Genomic DNA, 20,600 nt, shown 5'->3' on the forward strand with positions numbered 1-20,600 from the left:
CAGGGTGTCGTCAACGGCAACAGTGTCGCCAACTTTGATTTCAACGGCAATAACGTCTACGTTAGAGTGACCGCCGATATCTGGTACAACAACTTGTACGGTAGCACCACCGGCAGGAGCGGCTGCAGGCGCAGCAGCAGGAGCTTCTGCTGCAGGGGCCGGAGCGGCATCAGCAGCGGCAGCACCGGTTTCAACGGTCAAAATAACGCCGCCTTCAGAGATTTTATCGCCAACTTTAACTTTAACTTCTTTCACGACGCCGGCTGCATCAGCAGGTACGTCCATAGTGGCTTTGTCGGTTTCCAAAGTAATCAGGGTGTCGTCAACGGCAATAGTGTCGCCTACTTTAACTTCTACGGCGATGATGTCGACGTTTTCATGACCGCCGATATCAGGGACTTTGATTTCTACGATACTCATTTGAGTTCCTTTAATATTTTCAGTTTGATGCCATCTAAAAACTGTTTCACACGGCATCGGTACAGTTTGTTCAAACCATTCAAGCATTTGGTTTTCAGACGGCCTGATGTCTGAATGAAGCAAACAGGCCGTCTGAAACATCAATTAGCGTTTCCAGCTAGGAGCTGAATCGGCTTTGATGCCATATTTTTCAATAGCTTGTTGAACGGTTTCTTTGCTGACTTTGCCTTGTTCGGCCAATGCGCTCAATGCAGCAACGGCAACGTTGTAGCGGTCAACTTCAAAGAAGCTGCGCAGGTTGGCACGGCTGTCGGAGCGACCGAAGCCGTCAGTACCCAAGACGTGGTAGTCGTTAGGGATGTAGGCACGGATGCGGTCAGCATAGCTGCGGATGTAGTCGGTAGCGGCAATAACCGGACCGTCATGACCTTGCAGTTGAGAAGTAACAAACGGTACTTTTGCAGTTTCCAATGGGTTCAGACGATTGAAGCGTTCCACTTCGATGGCATCGCGGTGCAGCTGGTTGAATGATGGGCAAGACCAGATGTCTGCTTCTACGCCGAAGTCGGCTTTCAACAATTCGGCACCGGCAATTACTTCTTGCAGGATAGTACCGGAACCCATCAATTGAACTTTCTTGTCGCCTTTGCCGCTGGCTTTCAGCAGATACATACCTTTCAGGATGTTTTCTTCTGCGCCTTCAGGCATGTCCGGGTGAGCGTAGTTCTCGTTCATTAGGGTGATGTAGTAGAACACGTCTTCGTTATTGGCATACATACGGCGCAGACCGTCTTGAACGATAACGGCTACTTCGTATTGGAATGTTGGATCGTAAGAAACACAATTTGGAATCAAATCTGCTTGAATATGGCTGTGGCCGTCTTCGTGTTGCAGACCTTCACCATTCAGCGTTGTACGGCCGGCAGTACCACCCAACAGGAAGCCGCGTGCGTGCATATCGCCGGCAGCCCATGCCAAGTCGCCGATACGTTGGAAACCGAACATAGAGTAGTAGATGTAGAAAGGAATCATCGCAAAGTTGCTGTTGGCGTAGCTGGTTGCAGCCGCGATCCAGTCAGCCATTGCGCCTGGCTCGTTAATACCTTCTTGCAAGATTTGACCGTCGACGGATTCTTTGTAGAACATCAGTTGGTCTTTATCTTGAGGGGTGTATTGTTGGCCTTTAGGGTTCCAAATGCCGTATTGGCGGAACATACCTTCCATACCGAAAGTACGGCTTTCGTCAGGAACGATAGGTACAACGCGTTTGCCGATTTTTTTGTCTTTCAGCAAAGTAGACAGGATGCGTACGAAAGCCATGGTGGTGGAGAATTCACGGTCACCGCTGGATTTCAGTTGGGCATCAAATGCTGACAGTTCAGGCACTTCCAGAACGTCTTGGGTAGGGTTGCGTTGAGGCAGGTAGCCACCCAAAGATTCGCGACGTGCGTGCAGGTATTTGTATTCTTCGCTGTCAGGAGCAAAAGTCAGGTAAGGCAGGTCGCCACTGTCGATTTGCTCGTCAGTTACAGGAATGTCAAAGCGGTCACGGAATTGTTTCAGAGACGCTTTGTCCATTTTTTTGGCTTGGTGGGCAACGTTTTGACCTTCGCCGGATGCACCCATACCGTAACCTTTAATGGTTTTTGCCAAGATTACAGTAGGTTTGCCGTTAGCGTGATTCGCAGCGCGGTCGTAAGCGTTGTAGACTTTTTGAGGGTCATGACCACCGCGGTTCAATGCCCAAATTTCGTCATCAGTCATATCGGCGACCAATGCTTTCAGTTCAGGTGTATTGAAGAAGTGTTCGCGAACGTATGCACCGTCTTTGGATTTGTAAGTTTGGTAGTCACCGTCCAAGCACTCTTCCATACGTTTGCGCAGGATGCCATCTTTGTCTTTTGCCAAGAGGCGGTCCCAACGACGACCCCAGACGACTTTCACAACATTCCAGCCGGCGCCGGCAAAGTTGCCTTCCAGCTCTTGAATGATTTTGCCGTTACCGCGTACTGGGCCGTCCAAACGTTGCAGGTTACAGTTGATGACGAATACCAAGTTGTCCAAGCCTTCGCGTGAAGCCAGAGCAATAGCACCTTGGCTTTCAGGTTCGTCCATTTCACCGTCGCCACAGAATACCCATACTTTACGGCCTTTGGTTTTAGCCAGACCGCGAGATTCCAAGTATTTCAGGAAGCGTGCTTGGTAAATTGCCATCAATGGGCCAAGACCCATAGATACGGTTGGGAATTGCCAGAAGTCAGGCAACAGGTGAGGGTGAGGGTAAGAAGGCAGACCTTTACCGCCAACTTCTTGACGGAAGTTGTTCAGCTGGTCTTCAGTCAGACGGCCTTCAACAAACGCACGTGCGTAGATACCAGGGGCTACGTGGCCTTGGAAGAATACCAGATCGCCTTCTTCGCCTTCGCCTTTAGCTTTCCAGAAGTGGTTGAAGCCGACTTCGTACATAGTGGCGGCTGATTGGAAAGATGCAATATGTCCACCCAATTCCAAATCTTTTTTACCTGCGCGCAAAACGATAGCGGCAGCGTTCCAACGAACGAATGCACGGATGCGGTGTTCGATGTTTTGGTCGCCAGGGATGCCTTTTTCGTCTTCTACGGAAACGGTGTTCAAATATGGAGTAGTGGTGCCGTGAGGCATACGGATGCCTTTGTCACGGCTGTATTTGACCAAACTTTCCAGCAGGTATTGGGCGCGTTCGCTACCTTCATATTCTAAAACAGAGCTTAACGCGTCTAACCATTCTTTGGTTTCAATTGGGTCAACATCGTGTAATTGGGTGGACATAATATCTATCCTTGTGTTGAGTGTTTTTCAATGACGGAGTATTACTCCGATATTTTCGTTTGCGAACAGATGTGAGTTTAAAACGAAAATTCCTAGAGTTAAATTCGAAAAAAGTTTTAATTACTGAAATATTATCAATACGTTATAACCGTTGATAAAAAATCAGAAAGAATTGAACTTTTTACAAACCAGCTAACCTGCAAATGCTATCAGTAATTGGGCAAACTGGCAAATTGTGCTGTAGATATTGATAGGATTTAGAGGTTGAAATTAAGATTTTTTAAAAGAGTTATGTAGCTTGTTTTTAAATCGAGATATTGAGTGGATACAGTAAAAAAGCATCAGATATTTGAGAAAGTTTATTCGAATACGAAAAATATTTTTCAAATTTTGTTGTAAATAGAAAATTAAATTTAGATTATCTGGTTTTTTACAAAGAGAATAGGCCGTCTGAAGACTCTAAAGAGATTAAGGAGAAATGGGATTTGAAGATGGCGATTGTTGAGGAAGGGTAAATGAAAAAAATGACATGTACAGGCTACTTTAGCGCTGACATGTCATTTATGTAGGAAGTTAGAATTTCAGACGGCCTCTAATTATCAGTAGAGCCTTTTTGAGAGAATTGCTTCCATTGAGTCAGAAGCTCTTTGAGAACGTCTTGCTGTTCATGTCCATGTTGGATGGCTTCTTGCAACCAGAAGCAAGCATTGTTGATGTCTTTTTTTACACCCATGCCGTGATAATACAGGCAGGCAAGATTATATTGAGCCATCGTGTCTCTTTGTTTGGCCGCTGCTTCAAACCATTTTGCAGCTTGGGCGTAGTCGACAGGTACGCCTTGTCCGCAGTAATACATCATACCTAGATTGGTTTGGGATTTACTGTGTCCACGTTCTGCGGACTGATGGTATAACTCCAGTGCTTCAGCGTAATTCTGTTTGCGTTTTAAGCCATAGTGCGCTGCAAATGCCAGCTTGTACAGACGCTCGGCTTCCTGACGTTGGAGGGCGATTTCTTTGGTTAGCTCATAGTTTTGCTGGTTATTCAATGCGCTGTCAGACAGAAGTTTTTGGTAAGCGGCAAGATTACCTAAATCAGCCGAGCGTTGATAATATTGGCGTGCGGTGTCAGCATCAACTGCTCGTCCCAATCCGTAGCGATAGATATCACCTAAAAGGCGCAAACCTTCCGGATCATTTTGATCAGCAGCAAATTTAGCGTGCTGATAGGCCTTCTGAGGGTCTCGTTCGGTGTTTTTGCCTAGCAGATAGATTTCGGCAAGTGCTACATTCGCATTGCTGTCACCTTGTGCGGCAGCTTTTTCAAACCATTCCAATGCTTCAGCAGGATTTGATGCGGCTAAGAGTTCCGCAAGAGAAGTTTGCGCTGGAACAATGTCGTAATCGGCGGCAATACGTAAATGTTCGATTGCTTTTTCAGGATTTTGTGCGACACCTTGCCCCAATTTGTATTGGAGACCGAGTTGCCAGTGTGCTGCAATAAATCCCTGTGCAGCGGATTGCTGATAGAGTTTATGGGAATATTCCAAATCAGAAGAGCTGGAATATTGGTAATGTTGGGCTAAGAAGTATTGCGCCTGAGGATTTTGCTGTTCGGCAGCTTTCAATGCCCATTTGACTGCTTCTTGGTCATTGCCATTATCTGCATATAAACGCATGAGGCGTAGTTGTGCTGGGGCTAATCCTTCTTCAGCAAGCTCTTGATAGGCTGCAATGAGTTTTTCTATTTCTATTCCATTATTTTCTTGTAACTGGAGAAGATTATAGCGGGCGTATGGATGACCAGCTCTTGCAGCTTGCTTTAAATATTCAACTGCAATTGCTAAATCTTGCGCATTTTCGTGGTGTTCGATCAGGTATCCTGCTAGCTGAAATGCGGCCTCAATATGCCCGGCTTCTGCTGCCTCGCAGAGCAATGGGATGGCTCGTGCAAAGTCAGGAGGGTCTTGAGTGATTAATTTTTCTGCTAGAAGAAAAGATTCTTCATATTGTTGAGCATTCATCGGTTTGCTTTTATATTTTGCGAAGGATTAAGAATAAAATAATCGGCCGACAGAGTGCGGCCGTTATGATTTTGTAATTTTGAGGTTATTTACAAAAACAGACAACCGTATTTGTATTTTTATGCTTAGAATAATGGAATAAATCATTCCGTACTGCGTAAATACAACAGAAGGATATGATTAAAGTGGGTTGAGAAAATACTTCTGTTGTTTATTTAGTTTAAATTATTCGCCGTCCGGTTTCTTACGCCACAAAACAAGTAATTTGCCAATATGTTGCACCAGTTGAGCACCCAGTGTTTCACACAGGGCATTGCAAATTTCAATACGTTCAGCGCGATCATCGCCAAAAACACGGACTTTAATCAATTCATGTGCTGTCAATGCGGCATCGGTTTCTTTGATGACTGAGTCGGTCAAGCCTTGTTGGCCAACCATAACGACAGGATGGAGGTGATGTGCTTGGGCTTTCAAGGCCAAAATTTCTTTGGTGCTTAATTTGTTGTCGCTCATATTAATAAGTATCCAATTCAAAAGAATAATGGCTATATTGTACGCGATTTAGAACATTTACGGGGGAAATAACGTACAATGCTGATTTTAACTTAAGCATTTCAAATCAAGATGGCTGTACGCTCAAAATCTTCAAAAGCATGGCTGCATGAGCACGTCAACGATCATTATGTCCATATGGCACAAAAGGACGGATATCGTGCCAGAGCGGCTTATAAATTATTGGAAATCAATCAAAAAGACAAATTAATCAAGCTAGGTACGGTTTTGGCGGATTTGGGCAGCGCGCCGGGAAGTTGGTCACAGGTGGCGGCCAAGCTGGTCGGTAAAACAGGAGCAGTGTTTGCTTTGGATATTTTGCCGATGGATGCTATTGAAGGTGTGTCGTTTATTCAGGGCGACTTTAGGGAAGATGCTGTTTTAGAGCAGTTTGAAGCCTTATTGGATAATCGTCCGTTAGACCTTGTAATCTGTGATATGGCACCCAATATGTCAGGCAATGCCGTAACAGACCAGGCACGCAGTTTTTACCTGTGTGAACTGGCTTTGGATTTTGCCTCGCAGCATTTGAAACCCGGAGGCAGTTTTTTGGTGAAGGTGTTTCAAGGCGCGGGCTATCAGGAATATACGGCGGCAATGCGCGAAATTTTTGCCAGTGTACAAACTAGAAAGCCGGATGCTTCCCGCAATCGTTCCAGTGAGATTTACCTATTAGGCAAAAATAAACGCTGACAATGTAGGGTGGGTGCTTTAAAATTCTTTCCCTTGATTTTATTTATTTTGTAACCATGGAGCCTGTTCAGTGGGGAATACCATTAAAAACATATTAGTCTGGGTAGTGGGTGGTGCTATGCTTTTAGCAGCATTCAATGCACTCAGCGATAAGCAGGAAGATAAACAGCAAATCGAATATTCTCAATTTATTCAGCAAGTTAATAGTGGCGAAGTATCCAATGTCAATATTGAAGGATCTGTTGTCAGCGGCTATCTGATTAAAGGTGAGCGCACCGATAAAACTGCCTTCTATACCAATGCGCCTTTGGATGACAACTTGGTTAAAACACTGTTGGACAACAAAGTACGCGTCAAAGTGACTCCGGAAGAAAAACCAAGTATGCTGGCCAGTCTGTTTTACAGCCTGCTGCCTGTTTTGTTGTTGATCGGTGCATGGTTCTACTTCATGCGCATGCAAAGCGGCGGTGGCGGTAAAGGCGGCGCCTTCTCTTTTGGTAAAAGCCGTGCTCGTTTGTTGGATAAAGATTCCAATAAAGTGACTTTTGCCGATGTTGCCGGTTGTGATGAGGCAAAAGAAGAAGTACAAGAAATCGTAGATTATTTAAAAGCCCCCAATCGTTACCAAAGCCTAGGTGGTCGTGTACCTCGCGGTATTTTGTTGGCCGGTAGCCCTGGTACGGGTAAAACATTGCTGGCTAAAGCGATTGCCGGTGAGGCCGGTGTGCCATTCTTCAGTATTTCAGGTTCTGACTTCGTAGAAATGTTTGTCGGTGTCGGTGCGAGCCGTGTCCGCGATATGTTCGAGCAGGCCAAGAAAAACGCGCCATGTATCATCTTTATCGATGAAATTGATGCGGTTGGCCGTCAGCGTGGTGCTGGTTTGGGTGGTGGTAATGATGAGCGTGAGCAAACATTGAACCAATTGTTGGTTGAAATGGATGGTTTTGAAAGTAACCAAACCGTTATTGTGATCGCAGCAACCAACCGTCCTGATGTACTTGACCCCGCGTTGCAGCGTCCGGGCCGTTTTGACCGTCAAGTCGTTGTTCCATTGCCTGATATCCGTGGCCGTGAGCAAATCTTGAAAGTACACGCTAAAAAAGTACCTTTGGATGCATCCGTAGATTTGACTTCTTTAGCACGCGGTACCCCTGGTTTTTCAGGTGCGGATTTGGCAAACTTGGTCAATGAAGCAGCTTTGTTTGCCGGTCGTCGTAATAAAGTTAAAGTCGATCAAAGCGACTTTGAAGATGCTAAAGACAAAATCTACATGGGTCCGGAACGTCGCAGCATGGTGATGCACGAAGATGAAAAACGTGCGACAGCCTATCATGAGGCCGGTCATGCAATCGTAGCGGAAAGCCTGCCGTTTACCGATCCGGTTCACAAAGTAACAATTATGCCTCGCGGCCGTGCATTGGGTTTGACTTGGCAGCTGCCTGAGCGTGACCGCATCAGTATGTACAAAGACCAAATGCTGAGCCAGCTCTCAATCTTGTTTGGTGGCCGTATTGCTGAAGATATTTTTGTCGGCCGTATTTCTACCGGTGCATCTAACGACTTTGAGCGTGCAACTCAAATGGCACGCGAGATGGTAACGCGTTATGGTATGAGCGACAAAATGGGTGTGATGGTTTATGCTGAGAACGAAGGTGAGGTATTCTTGGGTCGCAGCGTAACTCGTTCTCAAAATATTTCCGAGAAAACCCAACAAGATATCGATGCAGAAATCCGCCGTATTTTGGATGAGCAATACCAAGTGGCTTACAAAATCTTGGATGAAAATCGCGATAAGATGGAAACCATGTGCAAAGCACTGATGGATTGGGAAACTATCGATCGAGATCAAGTTTTGGAAATTATGGCCGGTAAACAGCCTAGTCCGCCTAAAGATTACAGCCACAATGTCCGTGATGACAAAGTAGAAGAGCCTAAAGCGCCTGAAGCGCCTGTTGCTGAAGCTGCTGAACCTGTTGAGCAAAATGAGGTTCAGAATGCTGAGTCAGTAGAAGCAGACAAAACAGATAAATCTGTATAAGGCTTGAAACAGAAAACGGTAGCTTTTAAGCTACCGTTTTTATTTTGAGGATAATCTAAAGGCCGTCTGAAAAGCTTCAGACGGCCTGATTTTATTTGGTTAATTACAAAACAGTCAAAGCAGCTTCGTAGTCAGGCTCGTTCGCAATTTCAGATACCAGCTCAGCGTGGAGAACTTGGTTTTGCTCATTCAAAACCACCACTGCGCGGGCAGTCAGGCCGCGTAATGGGCTTTCTGTCAGTGTAACACCGTAATCGTTAGAAAAGCTGCTGCGGAATGTAGAAAGTGTCACTACATTTTCTAAACCTTCTGCGCCGCAGAAACGGGCTTGTGCGAACGGTAAATCGGCAGAAATGCACAAGACGACGGTATTGTCCAAAGAAGAGGCGCGTTTGTTGAAAGTGCGGACGGACTGGGCGCATACGCCGGTGTCAATGCTAGGGAAAATATTCAGCACTTTGCGTTTGCCTGCAAAGTCAGCCAATGATTTCTCAGATAGGTCTGCTGCTACCAATGTGAAATCAGGTGCAACTTGGCCGATGGCAGGCAAATTGCCGTTTGTAGAAATAGGAGAGCCTTGGAAAGTAACTTGAGCCATGATTCAGTCCTTGTGTCAGGGGGAAAATAGGATAGGCAGGATTTTAGTAATGACGGCGACGGAAATAGAACATGCCTTCGCTGTCAATTTCTAAAATATAGCGGCCGTTTTGGACGGCAGCATAACCGCTTTTGCCTTCGGTATAAGGCTGCAAAGCAGCGTGTGAAATCAGATAGTCGGTCAGTTGGCCGCCGTCTTGGGCAATATTGTCCACCATTTTTGCAAAGGCAGTGTGGCAAACTCCGTTGGCTGACCAGCCGGCTGAAACGCCTTTTTCATTTTTTTCCATGCATTGGCCGCTGATGACTTCTAAGTCGGTAGGGTGCTTACCAATCAGATTGATAACACCGCCCTCTATGCCGTTAATCGGATAGGTGCGTTGTTTCTTACCTTCTTTCGTTTCGCCTTCTTGAGCTGTACCTAAATTCAAACCGGCTATGGCTTGTTCATCGATATATTTAACTTTGAAGGTAGGCTTGGGCGCTTTGCCTGAAGCAATATCATTGGCTGTAGTATCTTCAGATTTACCGCCGCAGGCAGCCAATGAAAGGCTGAGCAAGATAAGGGGGAAGGTTTTTTTCATATGAGAAACCCTAGAAAACGATTATATTTCAAATGATAAACGATATTATGGCCGTCTGAAATTTTCAGACAGCCTTACTATTATTATTTCAACGGACGAATACCTACCGCATCGCGTACTTTATCCAACAATTCGCGTGCTTCTTTACGCGCTTTGTGTGCGCCGGCCTGCAAAATGTCTTCAATTTGAGAGGGTTTGGCTGTTAACTCGTTGTAACGCTCGCGCGGTTCTGCGAGCTCGGCATTGATTTTTGCGCCCAAGAGTTTCTTGGCTTCACCCCAAGCAAGGCCTTCGGCCAGCATTTGCGTGAACTCGGCAGTTTCAGACGGCGTGGAGAAGGCTTTGTAGATTTCAAACAAAGGACTTTCATCAGGCTGTTTCGGCTCTCCGGGCTCTTTCATGTTGGTGATGATTTTGTTGACCGATTTTTGGGTTTTCTTGTCGTTTTCCCAAAGCGGAATGGTATTGCCGTAGGATTTGGACATTTTGCGTCCGTCCAAGCCGACCAAGAGTTCGACGTTTTCGTCGATTTTTACTTCTGGCAGGGTGAAGAGCTCTTGGAAGCGGTGGTTGAAGCGACCGGCAATATCACGTGCCATTTCAACGTGTTGGATTTGGTCGCGACCGACTGGAACTTCATGGGCATTGAACATCAGGATGTCGGCAGTCATGAGGATAGGGTAGCTGTACAGGCCCATTTCCACGCCATGATCCGGATCTTCCTGACCGTTTTCGGTATTTGCCTGTACTGCAGCTTTATAAGCGTGAGCGCGGTTCATCAGGCCTTTTGCAGTGATACAGGTCAGAATCCAGTTCAACTCCATCACCTCGGGAATATCGCTTTGACGATAGAAAGTGGTCTGTTCCGGATTGAGTCCGCAGGCAAGCCATGTGGCGGCAACAGCTTGAGTAGATTGATGAATCATTTCTGGTTCATGACATTTGATGATGCCGTGATAGTCGGCCAAAAAGAGGAATGATTCGGTATTGGAATCTTGCGCCGCGCGGATGGCCGGGCGGATGGCACCGACGTAGTTGCCCAAGTGTGGAATACCTGTTGTGGTAACGCCTGTTAAAACTCGTTTTTTGCTCATGAAAGTATCCTTCGGCACAAAGGCCGTCTGAAAATAAATATGGTGCCGATTATACCTGATTATTCTTGATTTTTCAGACGGCCTTTTGAGTAAAGAGTAGATAGATAATAAAAGTTATACACATAAAATCATAAAAATAAAACGTTATAAAACAATAATATATTAAAAATTGTTGATTAATGGGGTAAATGGCTCTTGAGTTATCCACATTTGCGCTTATATAGACTCTAACAGAATATATTTGAAGAGGAACGTAAAATGAGATTTGATAAATTGACTGCCAAATTTCAGCAAGCTTTGCAAGAAGGTCAAAGTTTGGCTTTGGCTGCGGACAGTAGCTACCTTGAGGCCGGCTTTATCTTAAAAGCGTTGCTTGACGATCAAAACAGTGGTGCCGCTGCGTTACTTGCTCATGCAGGTGTGAATGTGCCTCAAGTAAAACAACGTTTGCAGCAACATTTGAGCAGCTTGCCAAAAGTATCCGGTCAAAGTGGCGATATTATGCCTAGCCGTGAGCTGCAAGCTGTATTGAACTTGATGGACAAGGCTGCAACCAAACGTGGCGATGCCTATATCGCCAGCGAACTTTTCCTGCTGGCTTTGGTTCAGCAGAATGATGCGGCCGGCAAAATCTTGAAAGAAGCTGGTGCGACCGAACAAAATATCAATGCCGCAATTGATGCGGTACGAGGAGGACAAAACGTGAACGATGCGAATGCTGAAGACCAACGCGATGCTCTGAAAAAATACACGCTCGATCTGACCCAGCGCGCCCGCGACGGCAAACTTGACCCCGTTATCGGCCGCGATGATGAGATTCGTCGTGCAATTCAGGTATTGCAACGCCGTACAAAAAACAACCCTGTGCTGATTGGTGAGCCTGGTGTGGGTAAAACCGCTATTGTTGAAGGCTTGGCGCAACGCATTGTCAACGGCGAAGTGCCTGAATCCCTGCGCAACAAACGCCTGCTGGTTTTGGATTTGGCGGCATTGATTGCCGGCGCGAAATACCGCGGCGAATTTGAAGAACGCTTGAAAGGTGTGTTGAACGACTTGGCTAAAGACGATGGCAACACTTTGATTTTCATTGACGAAATCCATACTTTGGTTGGCGCGGGTAAAACCGACGGCGCGATGGACGCGGGTAATATGTTGAAACCGGCCTTGGCACGCGGCGAACTGCACTGCATCGGCGCGACCACTTTGGACGAATATCGTCAATACATCGAAAAAGACGCGGCACTCGAACGCCGCTTCCAAAAAGTATTGGTTGGTGAGCCAAGCGTAGAAGATACCATCGCTATTTTGCGCGGTTTGCAAGAGCGTTATGAAATCCACCACGGTATCGATATTACCGACCCTGCTATTGTTGCCGCAGCGGAGTTGAGCGACCGTTATATTACCGACCGCTTCCTGCCTGATAAAGCGATTGATTTGATCGATGAAGCAGCCAGCCGCATCAAAATGGAGCTGGATAGCAAACCTGAGCAAATGGATAAACTTGACCGTCGCATTATCCAGCTCAAAATGGAAAAAATGCACGTTGCCAAAGAAACCGATGATGCCAGCAAGAAACGTCTGGAATTGATAGACGAAGAAATCGACGGATTGCAAAAAGAATACGCCGATTTGGACGAAATCTGGAAAGCAGAAAAAGCCGCCTCTTCCAGCACTGCCGACATCAAAAAACAGATGGACGACATCAAAGTCAAAATCGAGCAGGCCAAACGTCAAGGCGATTTTGCCCGTGCGTCCGAACTCGAATACGGTGAGTTACCGAAATTGGGCGCACAGTTGCAAGCTGCGGAAAGTAACCCCGACGGCAAAAAACAAAACAAACTTTTCCGTACTGAAGTCGGGGCGGATGAAGTGGCCGAAATTGTTTCCCGTATGACCGGCATTCCTGTGTCAAAAATGATGGAAGGTGAACGCGATAAGCTGCTGAAGATGGAAGAAGTATTGCACCGCCGCGTGGTTGGTCAAGATGAAGCCGTGCGTGCCGTGTCCGACGCTATCCGCCGAAGCCGCTCAGGCCTTGCCGATCCAAACAAGCCTTACGGCAGCTTCCTGTTCCTAGGCCTGACCGGTGTGGGTAAAACCGAATTGTGCAAAGCTTTGGCAGGCTTCCTGTTTGACAGCGAAGATCATCTGATTCGTATCGATATGTCCGAATACATGGAAAAACATGCTGTTGCCCGCTTAATCGGTGCGCCTCCCGGCTATGTTGGCTACGAAGAGGGCGGTTACCTGACCGAACAAGTCCGCCGCAAACCGTACAGCGTGATTCTTTTGGATGAAGTGGAAAAAGCCCATCCGGACGTATTCAACATCTTGCTGCAAGTATTGGATGACGGCCGCTTGACCGACGGACAAGGCCGTACCGTAGACTTTAAAAATACCGTTATTGTCATGACTTCCAACATCGGCAGCCAACATATCCAACAAATGGGTACTCAGGACTACGAAGCAGTAAAAGAAGTCGTGATGGAGGATGTGAAAGAACATTTCCGTCCTGAAATGATCAACCGTATTGACGAAGTTGTCGTGTTCCACGGTTTGGATCAGGCTAATATCCGCAGTATTGCGAAAATCCAGCTTAAAGGTTTGGAAAAACGTTTGGAAGCGCAACATCTGCATCTGAAAGTCGATGATGCTGCCTTGGATCTGATTGCCAAAGCCGGTTTCGACCCTGTGTATGGTGCCCGTCCGCTCAAACGCGCTATTCAGTCTGAAATCGAAAATGCGCTGGCAAAAGCCTTGCTTGAAGGCAAATATGCGCCCGATAGCACAATCCATGTTAAAGAAGAGGGTGGTAAGCTCTTGTTTGCATAAGTTTAAAACAATGTAGTATGTTGTTGTAAAAGGCCGGCTGAAAGAATTCAGACGGCCTTTCTTAGTTATTGATTCACATCATATATTTGTTATGTAATTTGATTATTCATTGAATTTTAGAGAATATTAATTGAAAATCTTGTGACATGGGTTGATAAAGAATGCGATATAATCCGACCTGTTTGCCAAGGTTCTTGCTAAATATCTCATTTTATGTACTAATACTACAATGCAAAAACTGACTAATCAAAATCTTCACATTATTTTGTCGGAACGCTTAAATGATACCGACTTTGTTCTTATTCTCAATGCATTAATCAAATTTTTGCGCCGAGGAGGCAAAAAACAGGCTTCCGAACGTTTCGATTTGATTTTATCTACTTTAAAACAAGACGATGCTTTATGCCGTCAATTCAGTCTGCGCTTCTATGCCTGGCTGTCCAAAGTTCACATCTATCCTGCGCTGATTAAGCTGGGTATTTTCTCGCGCCATAGTTTTACTCGGGAGATGGGCATACGGATTTACGAACGTTTCAGCCCGTCTTATAAAGATTTTTCCAATCTGCGCGAAGTATTTTTATATCTTTTTCATTCGAAAAACGATGATAAATGGTTGCAAACCCTGAGTTTGCGCCAATGGTTGAGCATGTATGAATTGTTGCAGGGCAAAGCGGATCCTGCTTTGCTTCAGACGGCCAGCCGACAGTTGGCAGATGCCCGTTTGCGAGCGGTGGAAATGCTGTCTATTTGGATTGCTTCCGAAGCGATTGAGCCGGATTTAATACGGATTGCCCCCCGTTTGTTGGAGGCAGATTCAGCATTTGTTGCTTTGCAACGTGAAATTGCAAAATTGGTAGAACACTATCGCCACAGTGAAGAAACTTATGATACGGCGCACTTGGAGGTCATGTTTGACCAGTGCGACAAGCAAATTGAGTATCTGCGTCGGCGTGGTACAGGAGCGGGGTCTGGCTCGTCAGTGAAAGTGGCGCACTTGTTGGAGCGCCTGCAACAAACCATAGACCGTCTGAAACTGTTGACTAATATTCAAATCGAAACCGGCAGCCGTACTCGCTTAACCATCAATCTGATGAATGCGATGATTTACGCGGCGGTAGAGCAATATAGTACCAGCCACTTGCGTAAAAGCAGTATCCGAATGCTGGCACGCAGTATTACGGAAAACAAAAGTCATCATGGCGAGCATTACATTACGCGCAACCGTAGCGAATATTTCAAAATGTTTTATTCCGCAGCGGGCGGCGGCGTAATTATTGCTTTGATGGCATTGAATAAAATCCATATCGCGTCTTTGGGATTCGGTGAGTTTACTACTTCATTCTTGGCCGGGCTCAATTATGGTTTGGGCTTTATGCTGATTCATATGCTGCATTGCACTGTTGCAACCAAACAGCCTGCTATGACGGCGGCGAGCTTTGCTGAACAGGTGGACTCAAATGAAGGCAGCAAAGCGGTGGACAATAAATTGGCTAAACTGCTGATTGACGTATGCCGTTCGCAAAGTGTTGCCGTGTTTGGCAATGTATCGATTGCGGTATTGTTGGCAGCAGGGATTGCTTTTGGCTATGCCTACACGCATGGTCAGCCTTTATTAAACGAGGCGGTTACAGCCTACCAGCTTAAATCTATTGAGATTTTTACTCAGCCGACCTTATGGTATGCCGCTATTGCCGGGGTATGGCTGTTTTGCTCGGGGATTATTGCGGGCTTTTTTGACAACCGTTCCGATTATCTGAACCTGCGTCAGCGCCTGCCGTTTAATCCGTTTTTACGAAAAATCATGCGTCCTCAGCCGCGCCGCCGTTTGGCTGCTTATATTCATAAGCATTACGGCTCGCTTATGGGCAATTTTATTTTCGGTATGCTTTTGGGGATGACCGGCTATTTTGGCCATCTTTTCGGCTTGCCGCTGGATATTCGCCATGTGGCGTTCTCTTCGGCAAATTTGGGTTATGCCGCGATTAGCGGTCATGCAGATATATTCACTTTTATGCTTGGCTTGGCCAGTGTATTGGCAATCGGCATGGTGAATCTGGTGGTCAGTTTTTCTTTGGCTTTGGCTGTTGCGCTCCGTTCTCGCGGTACGCGTTTGGGTAGTATGCGTAATCTTCTGAAGAGCTTCTGGAGTCAAGTGAAAGCCAATCCTTTGATTTTGCTGTATCCGGTTCAAGTGAATAATAAAGACAACGCGAAGTAAGATTGAAGAAAGGCCGTCTGAATATATATTTTTCAGACGGCCTTTTAATTTAAAATCGATAAAGATTAGGCTTGCAGAGAGGCGCGGTTTTCCAAAACTTGGTCAATCAAACCATATTCTTTAGCTTCATCGGCAGACATATAATTATCGCGGTCGGTATCGCGTTCCAAGTCAGCCAAATCGCGATCACAATGTTTGGCGAGTAAGCGGTTCAGTTTCTCTTTGATTTTCAGCAGCTCTTTAGCGTGAATTTCAATATCGGAAGCCTGACCGGCCAATCCGCCGCTGATGAGCGGTTGGTGAATCATGATGCGGCTGTTTGGCAGGGCAAAGCGTTTGCCTTTTTCGCCTGCGGACAACAGGAATGCGCCCATACTTGCTGCTTGACCCAAGCATAAGGTAGAAACATGAGGCTTGATGAAGTTCATGGTGTCGTAAATCGACATACCGGCAGTAACCGAACCGCCCGGAGAGTTGATATAGAAGAAGATATCTTTATCAGGGTTTTCACTTTCCAAGAACAGTAATTGCGCAACAACCAAGTTGGCAGATTCGTCTGTCACCGGGCCGATCAAGAAAACGATGCGCTCTTTCAAAAGGCGTGAGTAGATGTCGAATGCGCGCTCGCCGCGACCGCTTTGCTCGATAACGGTAGGGACAAGGTAATTATTGAAATCGAAGGACATTTTTGTCTCCTGTTAATGATGGAAAAGCACCAAAGCATTTAAAGCGCTTCGGTGCTTTTGATTGTCTGTTTCAGACGGCCTTGGAGCAATTAAGCTTGTGCGCCCATTACTTCGTCAAAAGACAGCGCTTTTTCAGTTACTTTAGCTTTGCTCAGAACGAAATCAACAACGTTGCTTTCTACTGCCAAAGAAGTCGGGCCTTGCAGGCGGGAAGGCTCTGCGTAGTACCAGTCGATAACTTCTTGAGGATCTTCGTAGCTTTCAGCGAAGTTGGCAACAACGGCTTTGATTTGGTCTTCAGTTGGCTCAAGTTTGTTTTCTTCAACCAATTTAGCCAAAATCAGACCCAAAGAAACGCGGCGTTCTGCTTGTTCTTTGAACATATCCAAAGGCAGATCCAAGTTGGCAGCGTCAGCCATACCTTGGTTAACGAAGTTTTGTTTCATTTCGTTTGCCAAGCGAGCGGCTTCTTCGTTGACCAAAGCAACAGGAACTTGCAAATCGGCTGCTTTGAGCAGGGCGTTCATGACAGATTCTTTAGTTTGTTCACCGATGCGGCGCTCAACTTCGCGGCCAACGTTTTTCTTCACTTCTTCACGCATTTTGGCAACGTCGCCGTCTTCAATACCCAAAGCTTTAGCGAAGTCTGCATCAACTTCAGGCAAAGTAGCTTCAGAAACGTTGTTCAGAGTGATGGTGAATACGGCAGATTTACCGGCAACATCTTTACCGTGGTAGTCTTCAGGGAAGTTTACGGTAACATCTTTGCTTTCGCCGGCTTTCATGCCGACGACACCGGCTTCGAATTCAGGCAGCATTTGACCTGCGCCCAATACGAAAGCGTAGTTTTTAGACGCGCCGCCAGCGAAAGGTTCGCCGTCGATTTTGCCTTCAAAGTCGATGATGACGCGGTCGCCGTTTTGGGCTTCGCGGTCAACATGGTTGAAGCGGGTGCGTTGTTTACGCAGGATTTCTACAGTTTGGTCGACTTCGGCATCGCCAACAGTCGCAGTTACTTTTTCTACTTCTTGGGTTGACAGGTCGCCAATAGTTACTTCAGGGAAAACTTCAAAAATAGCGGCAACTTTGAAAGACTCTTGATCGTCTTGTTCTTCAACGGCTTCAAAACGTGGGTAACCGGCAACTTTCAATTCTTGAGCAACGGCAACTTCGTAGAATTCGCGTTGTACCAATTCGTTGATAACGTCGTTTTGTGCGCTTGCGCCGTACATTTGGGCAATCATTTTGAACGGTGCTTTACCCGGACGGAAGCCGTCAACTTTTGCACGGCGTTGGGTTTGTTTCAGTTTTTTCTCAGTTTCTGCGTTGATTTTGGACCAAGGCAGAGACAATACTACTTTGCGTTCCAGATTTTCTAAAGTTTCAACAGTTACGCTCATCGTAAGCCCTTAAATTTGTTGTGTTTAAACGGTTATCCTTCTGCTCAGTATTCCGAAGAACTTCGGAAGCGTGCATAAGGTCAAAATTTAGCTGCTTAGTATAACACAATGTTTCACGAATAACATAAAAAGGCCGTCTGAAAAGTGGGAAATTCTTTTCAGACGGCCTTTGCGTTTCGATATTGTTGTTTTTTACAGCTGGTCTTTTTGCGCCAGAATCCGTCGGCTGCCGTTGATGTCTGCCGGAGAAAGAACACCGGCATTTTCAAGCGCATCTACCAAATTGGCGGCACGGTTGTAGCCGATGCGTAATTGGCGTTGGAGTGCGGAAATGGAAGTTTTCCGGCTTTCCAATACGAAGGCAACGGCTTGATCAAATAACTCATCGCTGTTTGCATTCGGATTGACAATATTGGTGGTTTCGATGGCCGCTTCACCACTGAGCAGGCCTTCTACATAATTGGTCGGAGCCTGTTCTTTGACGAAATTGACGACCTGATGCACTTCATCATCGGAAACAAACGCACCTTGCAGGCGTGTCGGTTCTGCGCTTCCCGGTTGCAGGAATAATGAGTCGCCGTATTTGAGCAATTCGTCTGCACCCATTTGGTCAAGAATAGTGCGGCTGTCGATTTTGCTTTGTACGGTAAAGGCCATACGTGTCGGAATGTTGGCTTTAATCAGGCCGGTAACCACATCAACGCTTGGGCGTTGGGTGGCGACAATCATGTGAATGCCTGCTGCACGCGCTTTTTGGGCAAGGCGTGCGATTTGTTGCTCAACGGATTTGCGTTCGGTCATCATCAAGTCTGCCAATTCGTCAATGACGACTACAATCAACGGCAGTTTTTCCAGAGGCTCAGGATCGTCAGGATTTAAGCTGAACGGATTGAGTAATGGCTTACCTGCTGCTTTGGCTTGTTCGACTTTTTGGTTGAAACCGTCCAAATTACGCACGCCGGCATGGGAAAGTAAGCGATAACGTTTTTCCATTTCGGCAACACACCAGTTCAACGCTTGTCCTGCCTCGCGCATATCGGTCACAACCGGACAAAGCAGGTGCGGAATGCCGTCGTAAATGCTCAATTCCAGCATTTTAGGGTCAATCATAATGAAGCGGACTTCGTCGGGCGTGGCTTTGAAGAGCATGGACATAATCATGCCGTTCACGCCGACGGATTTACCCGAGCCGGTCATACCAGCGACCAAAAGATGCGGCATTTTTGCCAAGTCGCCGACAACGGGCGTACCTGCAATATCTTTACCCAAGGCAACGGTCAGTTTGGATTTGGCGTCGGTAAACACGGGTGAAGAGAGGATTTCGCTCAACATCACGTCTTGGCGTTTCTCATTGGGCAATTCAATGCCCATGGTGTTTTTACCGGCAATGGTTTCTACGATGCGTACCGCTTGCAGAGACATCGAGCGCGCCAAATCTTTGGACAGGGCGACAATTTGACTACCTTTGACACCTTGTGCCGGTTCGATTTCGTAGCGGGTAATCACGGGGCCGGAAGTGGCGGAAACAACCTGTACGCCGATGCCAAATTCAGCCAGCTTGGCTTCGATCAATTCTGCGGTTTGTTGCAATTCATCCGGATTGACGGCAACCGGTTCTTCAGACGGCATACGCAACAGGTTCATATTGGGTTTGTGGTATTCGCCGTTGTTTTTAGGTTCAGTATCGTCAAACAGGGAAGTTTGGATTTTAGGGGGCGGCGCAACGGATACGGCAACGGTTTTACGGTTGCTGCTGCTGCCTGCCAACGGAGTAACCGGAGTGGCGGTAATGGTTTTGGCTTCTTTAACCATGCGGCGCGTATTTTGGGTTTCCAAAGCTTCGGAGCAGACATCTTCTTTTTTATTTCGGAACTGAGACAGTTTTTTCATCAGGTTGCCAAACAGACCACCCATATGGCTGCCGGATTTGGCCATGACTTCCAACCATGACACCTGAGCCAGCAGGGAAATGGATAAAAGCAACATCACCAGCATAATCAACAGACTGCCCGACTTACCCAACAGCCAAGCCAAGCCTGAACCCGCCAGCAAGCCGACCAAGCCGCCTGCACCGACGGGAAGGGATTCGCTCAATGCATTGTCAAACAGGAAATGTTCGATAATCGGGCTGCACACCAGCAGGAGAAACAATGCCAAAGCGGCTACGCTGTGATTGTAGGGCTTGTGGTTTTCCTGCTTTTTCATGGGGCGGAAATTTTTGTAGAGGAAAACGCAAGAGGCAGCTATCCACCACCAAAACGATAGGCCGAACAGATAATATCCGACATCGGAAAGATAGGAGCCAAAGAGGCCGCCGAGGTTGGCGACATCGTTGCTTTTGGGAACGCTGCGCGACCATGCAGGGTCGTCCATGCTGAAGCTGGCCAGGGAAATGGCCAGATAAATGGTGATAACCAAGCCAAACAGCCATAAAGCATCATTAATCAAGTTGACGACATGCTCGGGACGCGCTTTTTTTTCTTCGTTTTTTTGCAGCTCTTTGGCGGCCTTGAGGCGTTGGGAGACTTTATTGTCGGCTTGAGTTTGTGCTTTGGTGGATTTGCGTGTGGTCGGTTTGGCTGCCGGTTTGGTAGAGACGCGTTTTTTTGTTTGGGTTTTAGAAGATTTTGCAGTCATGAGATAAAGGCCGTC

At 46.6% G+C, this 20,600-nt stretch carries 14 protein-coding genes; 4 read left to right on the forward strand and 10 right to left on the reverse strand.

Features of this window, described 5'->3' with window-relative positions; translation table 11 throughout:
• The 4 genes from HMPREF3047_RS07125 to yhbY all read right to left on the reverse strand — a co-directional run.
• The coding region (locus HMPREF3047_RS07125; RefSeq protein WP_349267141.1) for a biotin/lipoyl-containing protein at nt 1-420 on the reverse strand (420 nt) is incomplete at its 3' end.
• A gap of 144 nt (nt 421-564) precedes the next feature.
• A complete protein-coding gene (aceE, locus tag HMPREF3047_RS07130) occupies nt 565-3,228 on the reverse strand; it encodes a pyruvate dehydrogenase (acetyl-transferring), homodimeric type (protein ID WP_070585369.1) in 2,664 nt (887 codons plus the stop codon).
• Nucleotides 3,229-3,820: 592 nt separating this feature from the next.
• Nucleotides 3,821-5,251 carry a tetratricopeptide repeat protein gene (locus HMPREF3047_RS07135; RefSeq protein ID WP_070585367.1) on the reverse strand — a complete coding sequence of 477 codons (1,431 nt, stop codon included), beginning with the start codon at nt 5,249-5,251 and terminating at the stop codon, nt 3,821-3,823.
• A gap of 225 nt (nt 5,252-5,476) precedes the next feature.
• Nucleotides 5,477-5,764: a ribosome assembly RNA-binding protein YhbY gene (yhbY, locus tag HMPREF3047_RS07140; protein WP_070585365.1), complete on the reverse strand. Its 288-nt coding sequence runs from the start codon at nt 5,762-5,764 to the stop codon at nt 5,477-5,479.
• Nucleotides 5,765-5,875: 111 nt separating this feature from the next.
• On the opposite strand from yhbY, the gene HMPREF3047_RS07145 reads away from it, so the two are divergent.
• Nucleotides 5,876-6,496 carry an RlmE family RNA methyltransferase gene (locus tag HMPREF3047_RS07145; RefSeq protein WP_070712890.1) on the forward strand — a complete coding sequence of 207 codons (621 nt, stop codon included), beginning with the start codon at nt 5,876-5,878 and terminating at the stop codon, nt 6,494-6,496.
• 70 nt (nt 6,497-6,566) lie between these two features.
• On the forward strand, nt 6,567-8,537 hold the full coding sequence (ftsH, locus tag HMPREF3047_RS07150) for an ATP-dependent zinc metalloprotease FtsH (protein ID WP_070712893.1): 1,971 nt from the start codon (nt 6,567-6,569) through the stop codon (nt 8,535-8,537).
• A gap of 103 nt (nt 8,538-8,640) precedes the next feature.
• On the opposite strand, the gene tpx is transcribed toward ftsH, so the two are convergent.
• From tpx to trpS, 3 genes are all read right to left on the reverse strand, one after another.
• Nucleotides 8,641-9,135, reverse strand: a complete 495-nt coding sequence (tpx, locus tag HMPREF3047_RS07155) for a thiol peroxidase (RefSeq protein WP_070712895.1) — start codon at nt 9,133-9,135, stop codon at nt 8,641-8,643.
• Between the two features lie 43 nt (nt 9,136-9,178).
• Nucleotides 9,179-9,718 (reverse strand): hypothetical protein, encoded by a 540-nt coding sequence (locus HMPREF3047_RS07160; protein WP_070712898.1) that lies wholly within the window; start codon nt 9,716-9,718, stop codon nt 9,179-9,181.
• 83 nt (nt 9,719-9,801) lie between these two features.
• Nucleotides 9,802-10,812 (reverse strand): tryptophan--tRNA ligase, encoded by a 1,011-nt coding sequence (gene trpS / locus HMPREF3047_RS07165; RefSeq protein ID WP_070712900.1) that lies wholly within the window; start codon nt 10,810-10,812, stop codon nt 9,802-9,804.
• Nucleotides 10,813-11,070: 258 nt separating this feature from the next.
• Here trpS and clpB point away from each other — a divergent pair, with 258 nt between their 5' ends.
• Nucleotides 11,071-13,644: an ATP-dependent chaperone ClpB gene (gene clpB / locus HMPREF3047_RS07170; RefSeq protein ID WP_070712903.1), complete on the forward strand. Its 2,574-nt coding sequence runs from the start codon at nt 11,071-11,073 to the stop codon at nt 13,642-13,644.
• Between the two features lie 229 nt (nt 13,645-13,873).
• Nucleotides 13,874-15,862: a site-specific recombinase gene (locus HMPREF3047_RS07175; RefSeq protein WP_070712906.1), complete on the forward strand. Its 1,989-nt coding sequence runs from the start codon at nt 13,874-13,876 to the stop codon at nt 15,860-15,862.
• Nucleotides 15,863-15,927: 65 nt separating this feature from the next.
• Here the strand turns inward: HMPREF3047_RS07175 and clpP are convergent, their stop codons facing one another.
• The 3 genes from clpP to HMPREF3047_RS07190 form a co-directional block, all read right to left on the reverse strand.
• Complete coding sequence (gene clpP / locus HMPREF3047_RS07180) at nt 15,928-16,548, reverse strand: ATP-dependent Clp endopeptidase proteolytic subunit ClpP (RefSeq protein WP_003683589.1); 621 nt, start codon at nt 16,546-16,548, stop codon at nt 15,928-15,930.
• An 89-nt stretch (nt 16,549-16,637) separates the two neighbouring features.
• Nucleotides 16,638-17,948 carry a trigger factor gene (gene tig, locus HMPREF3047_RS07185; RefSeq protein WP_070712908.1) on the reverse strand — a complete coding sequence of 437 codons (1,311 nt, stop codon included), beginning with the start codon at nt 17,946-17,948 and terminating at the stop codon, nt 16,638-16,640.
• 192 nt (nt 17,949-18,140) lie between these two features.
• Nucleotides 18,141-20,585, reverse strand: coding sequence for a DNA translocase FtsK (locus tag HMPREF3047_RS07190; protein WP_070585348.1), 2,445 nt, complete (start codon nt 20,583-20,585; stop codon nt 18,141-18,143).
• Between the last annotated feature and the right edge of the window lie 15 nt (nt 20,586-20,600).

It is taken from the genome of Neisseria sp. HMSC075C10 (assembly GCF_001815615.1).
In the GTDB taxonomy this organism is placed as follows: domain Bacteria; phylum Pseudomonadota; class Gammaproteobacteria; order Burkholderiales; family Neisseriaceae; genus Neisseria; species Neisseria subflava_A.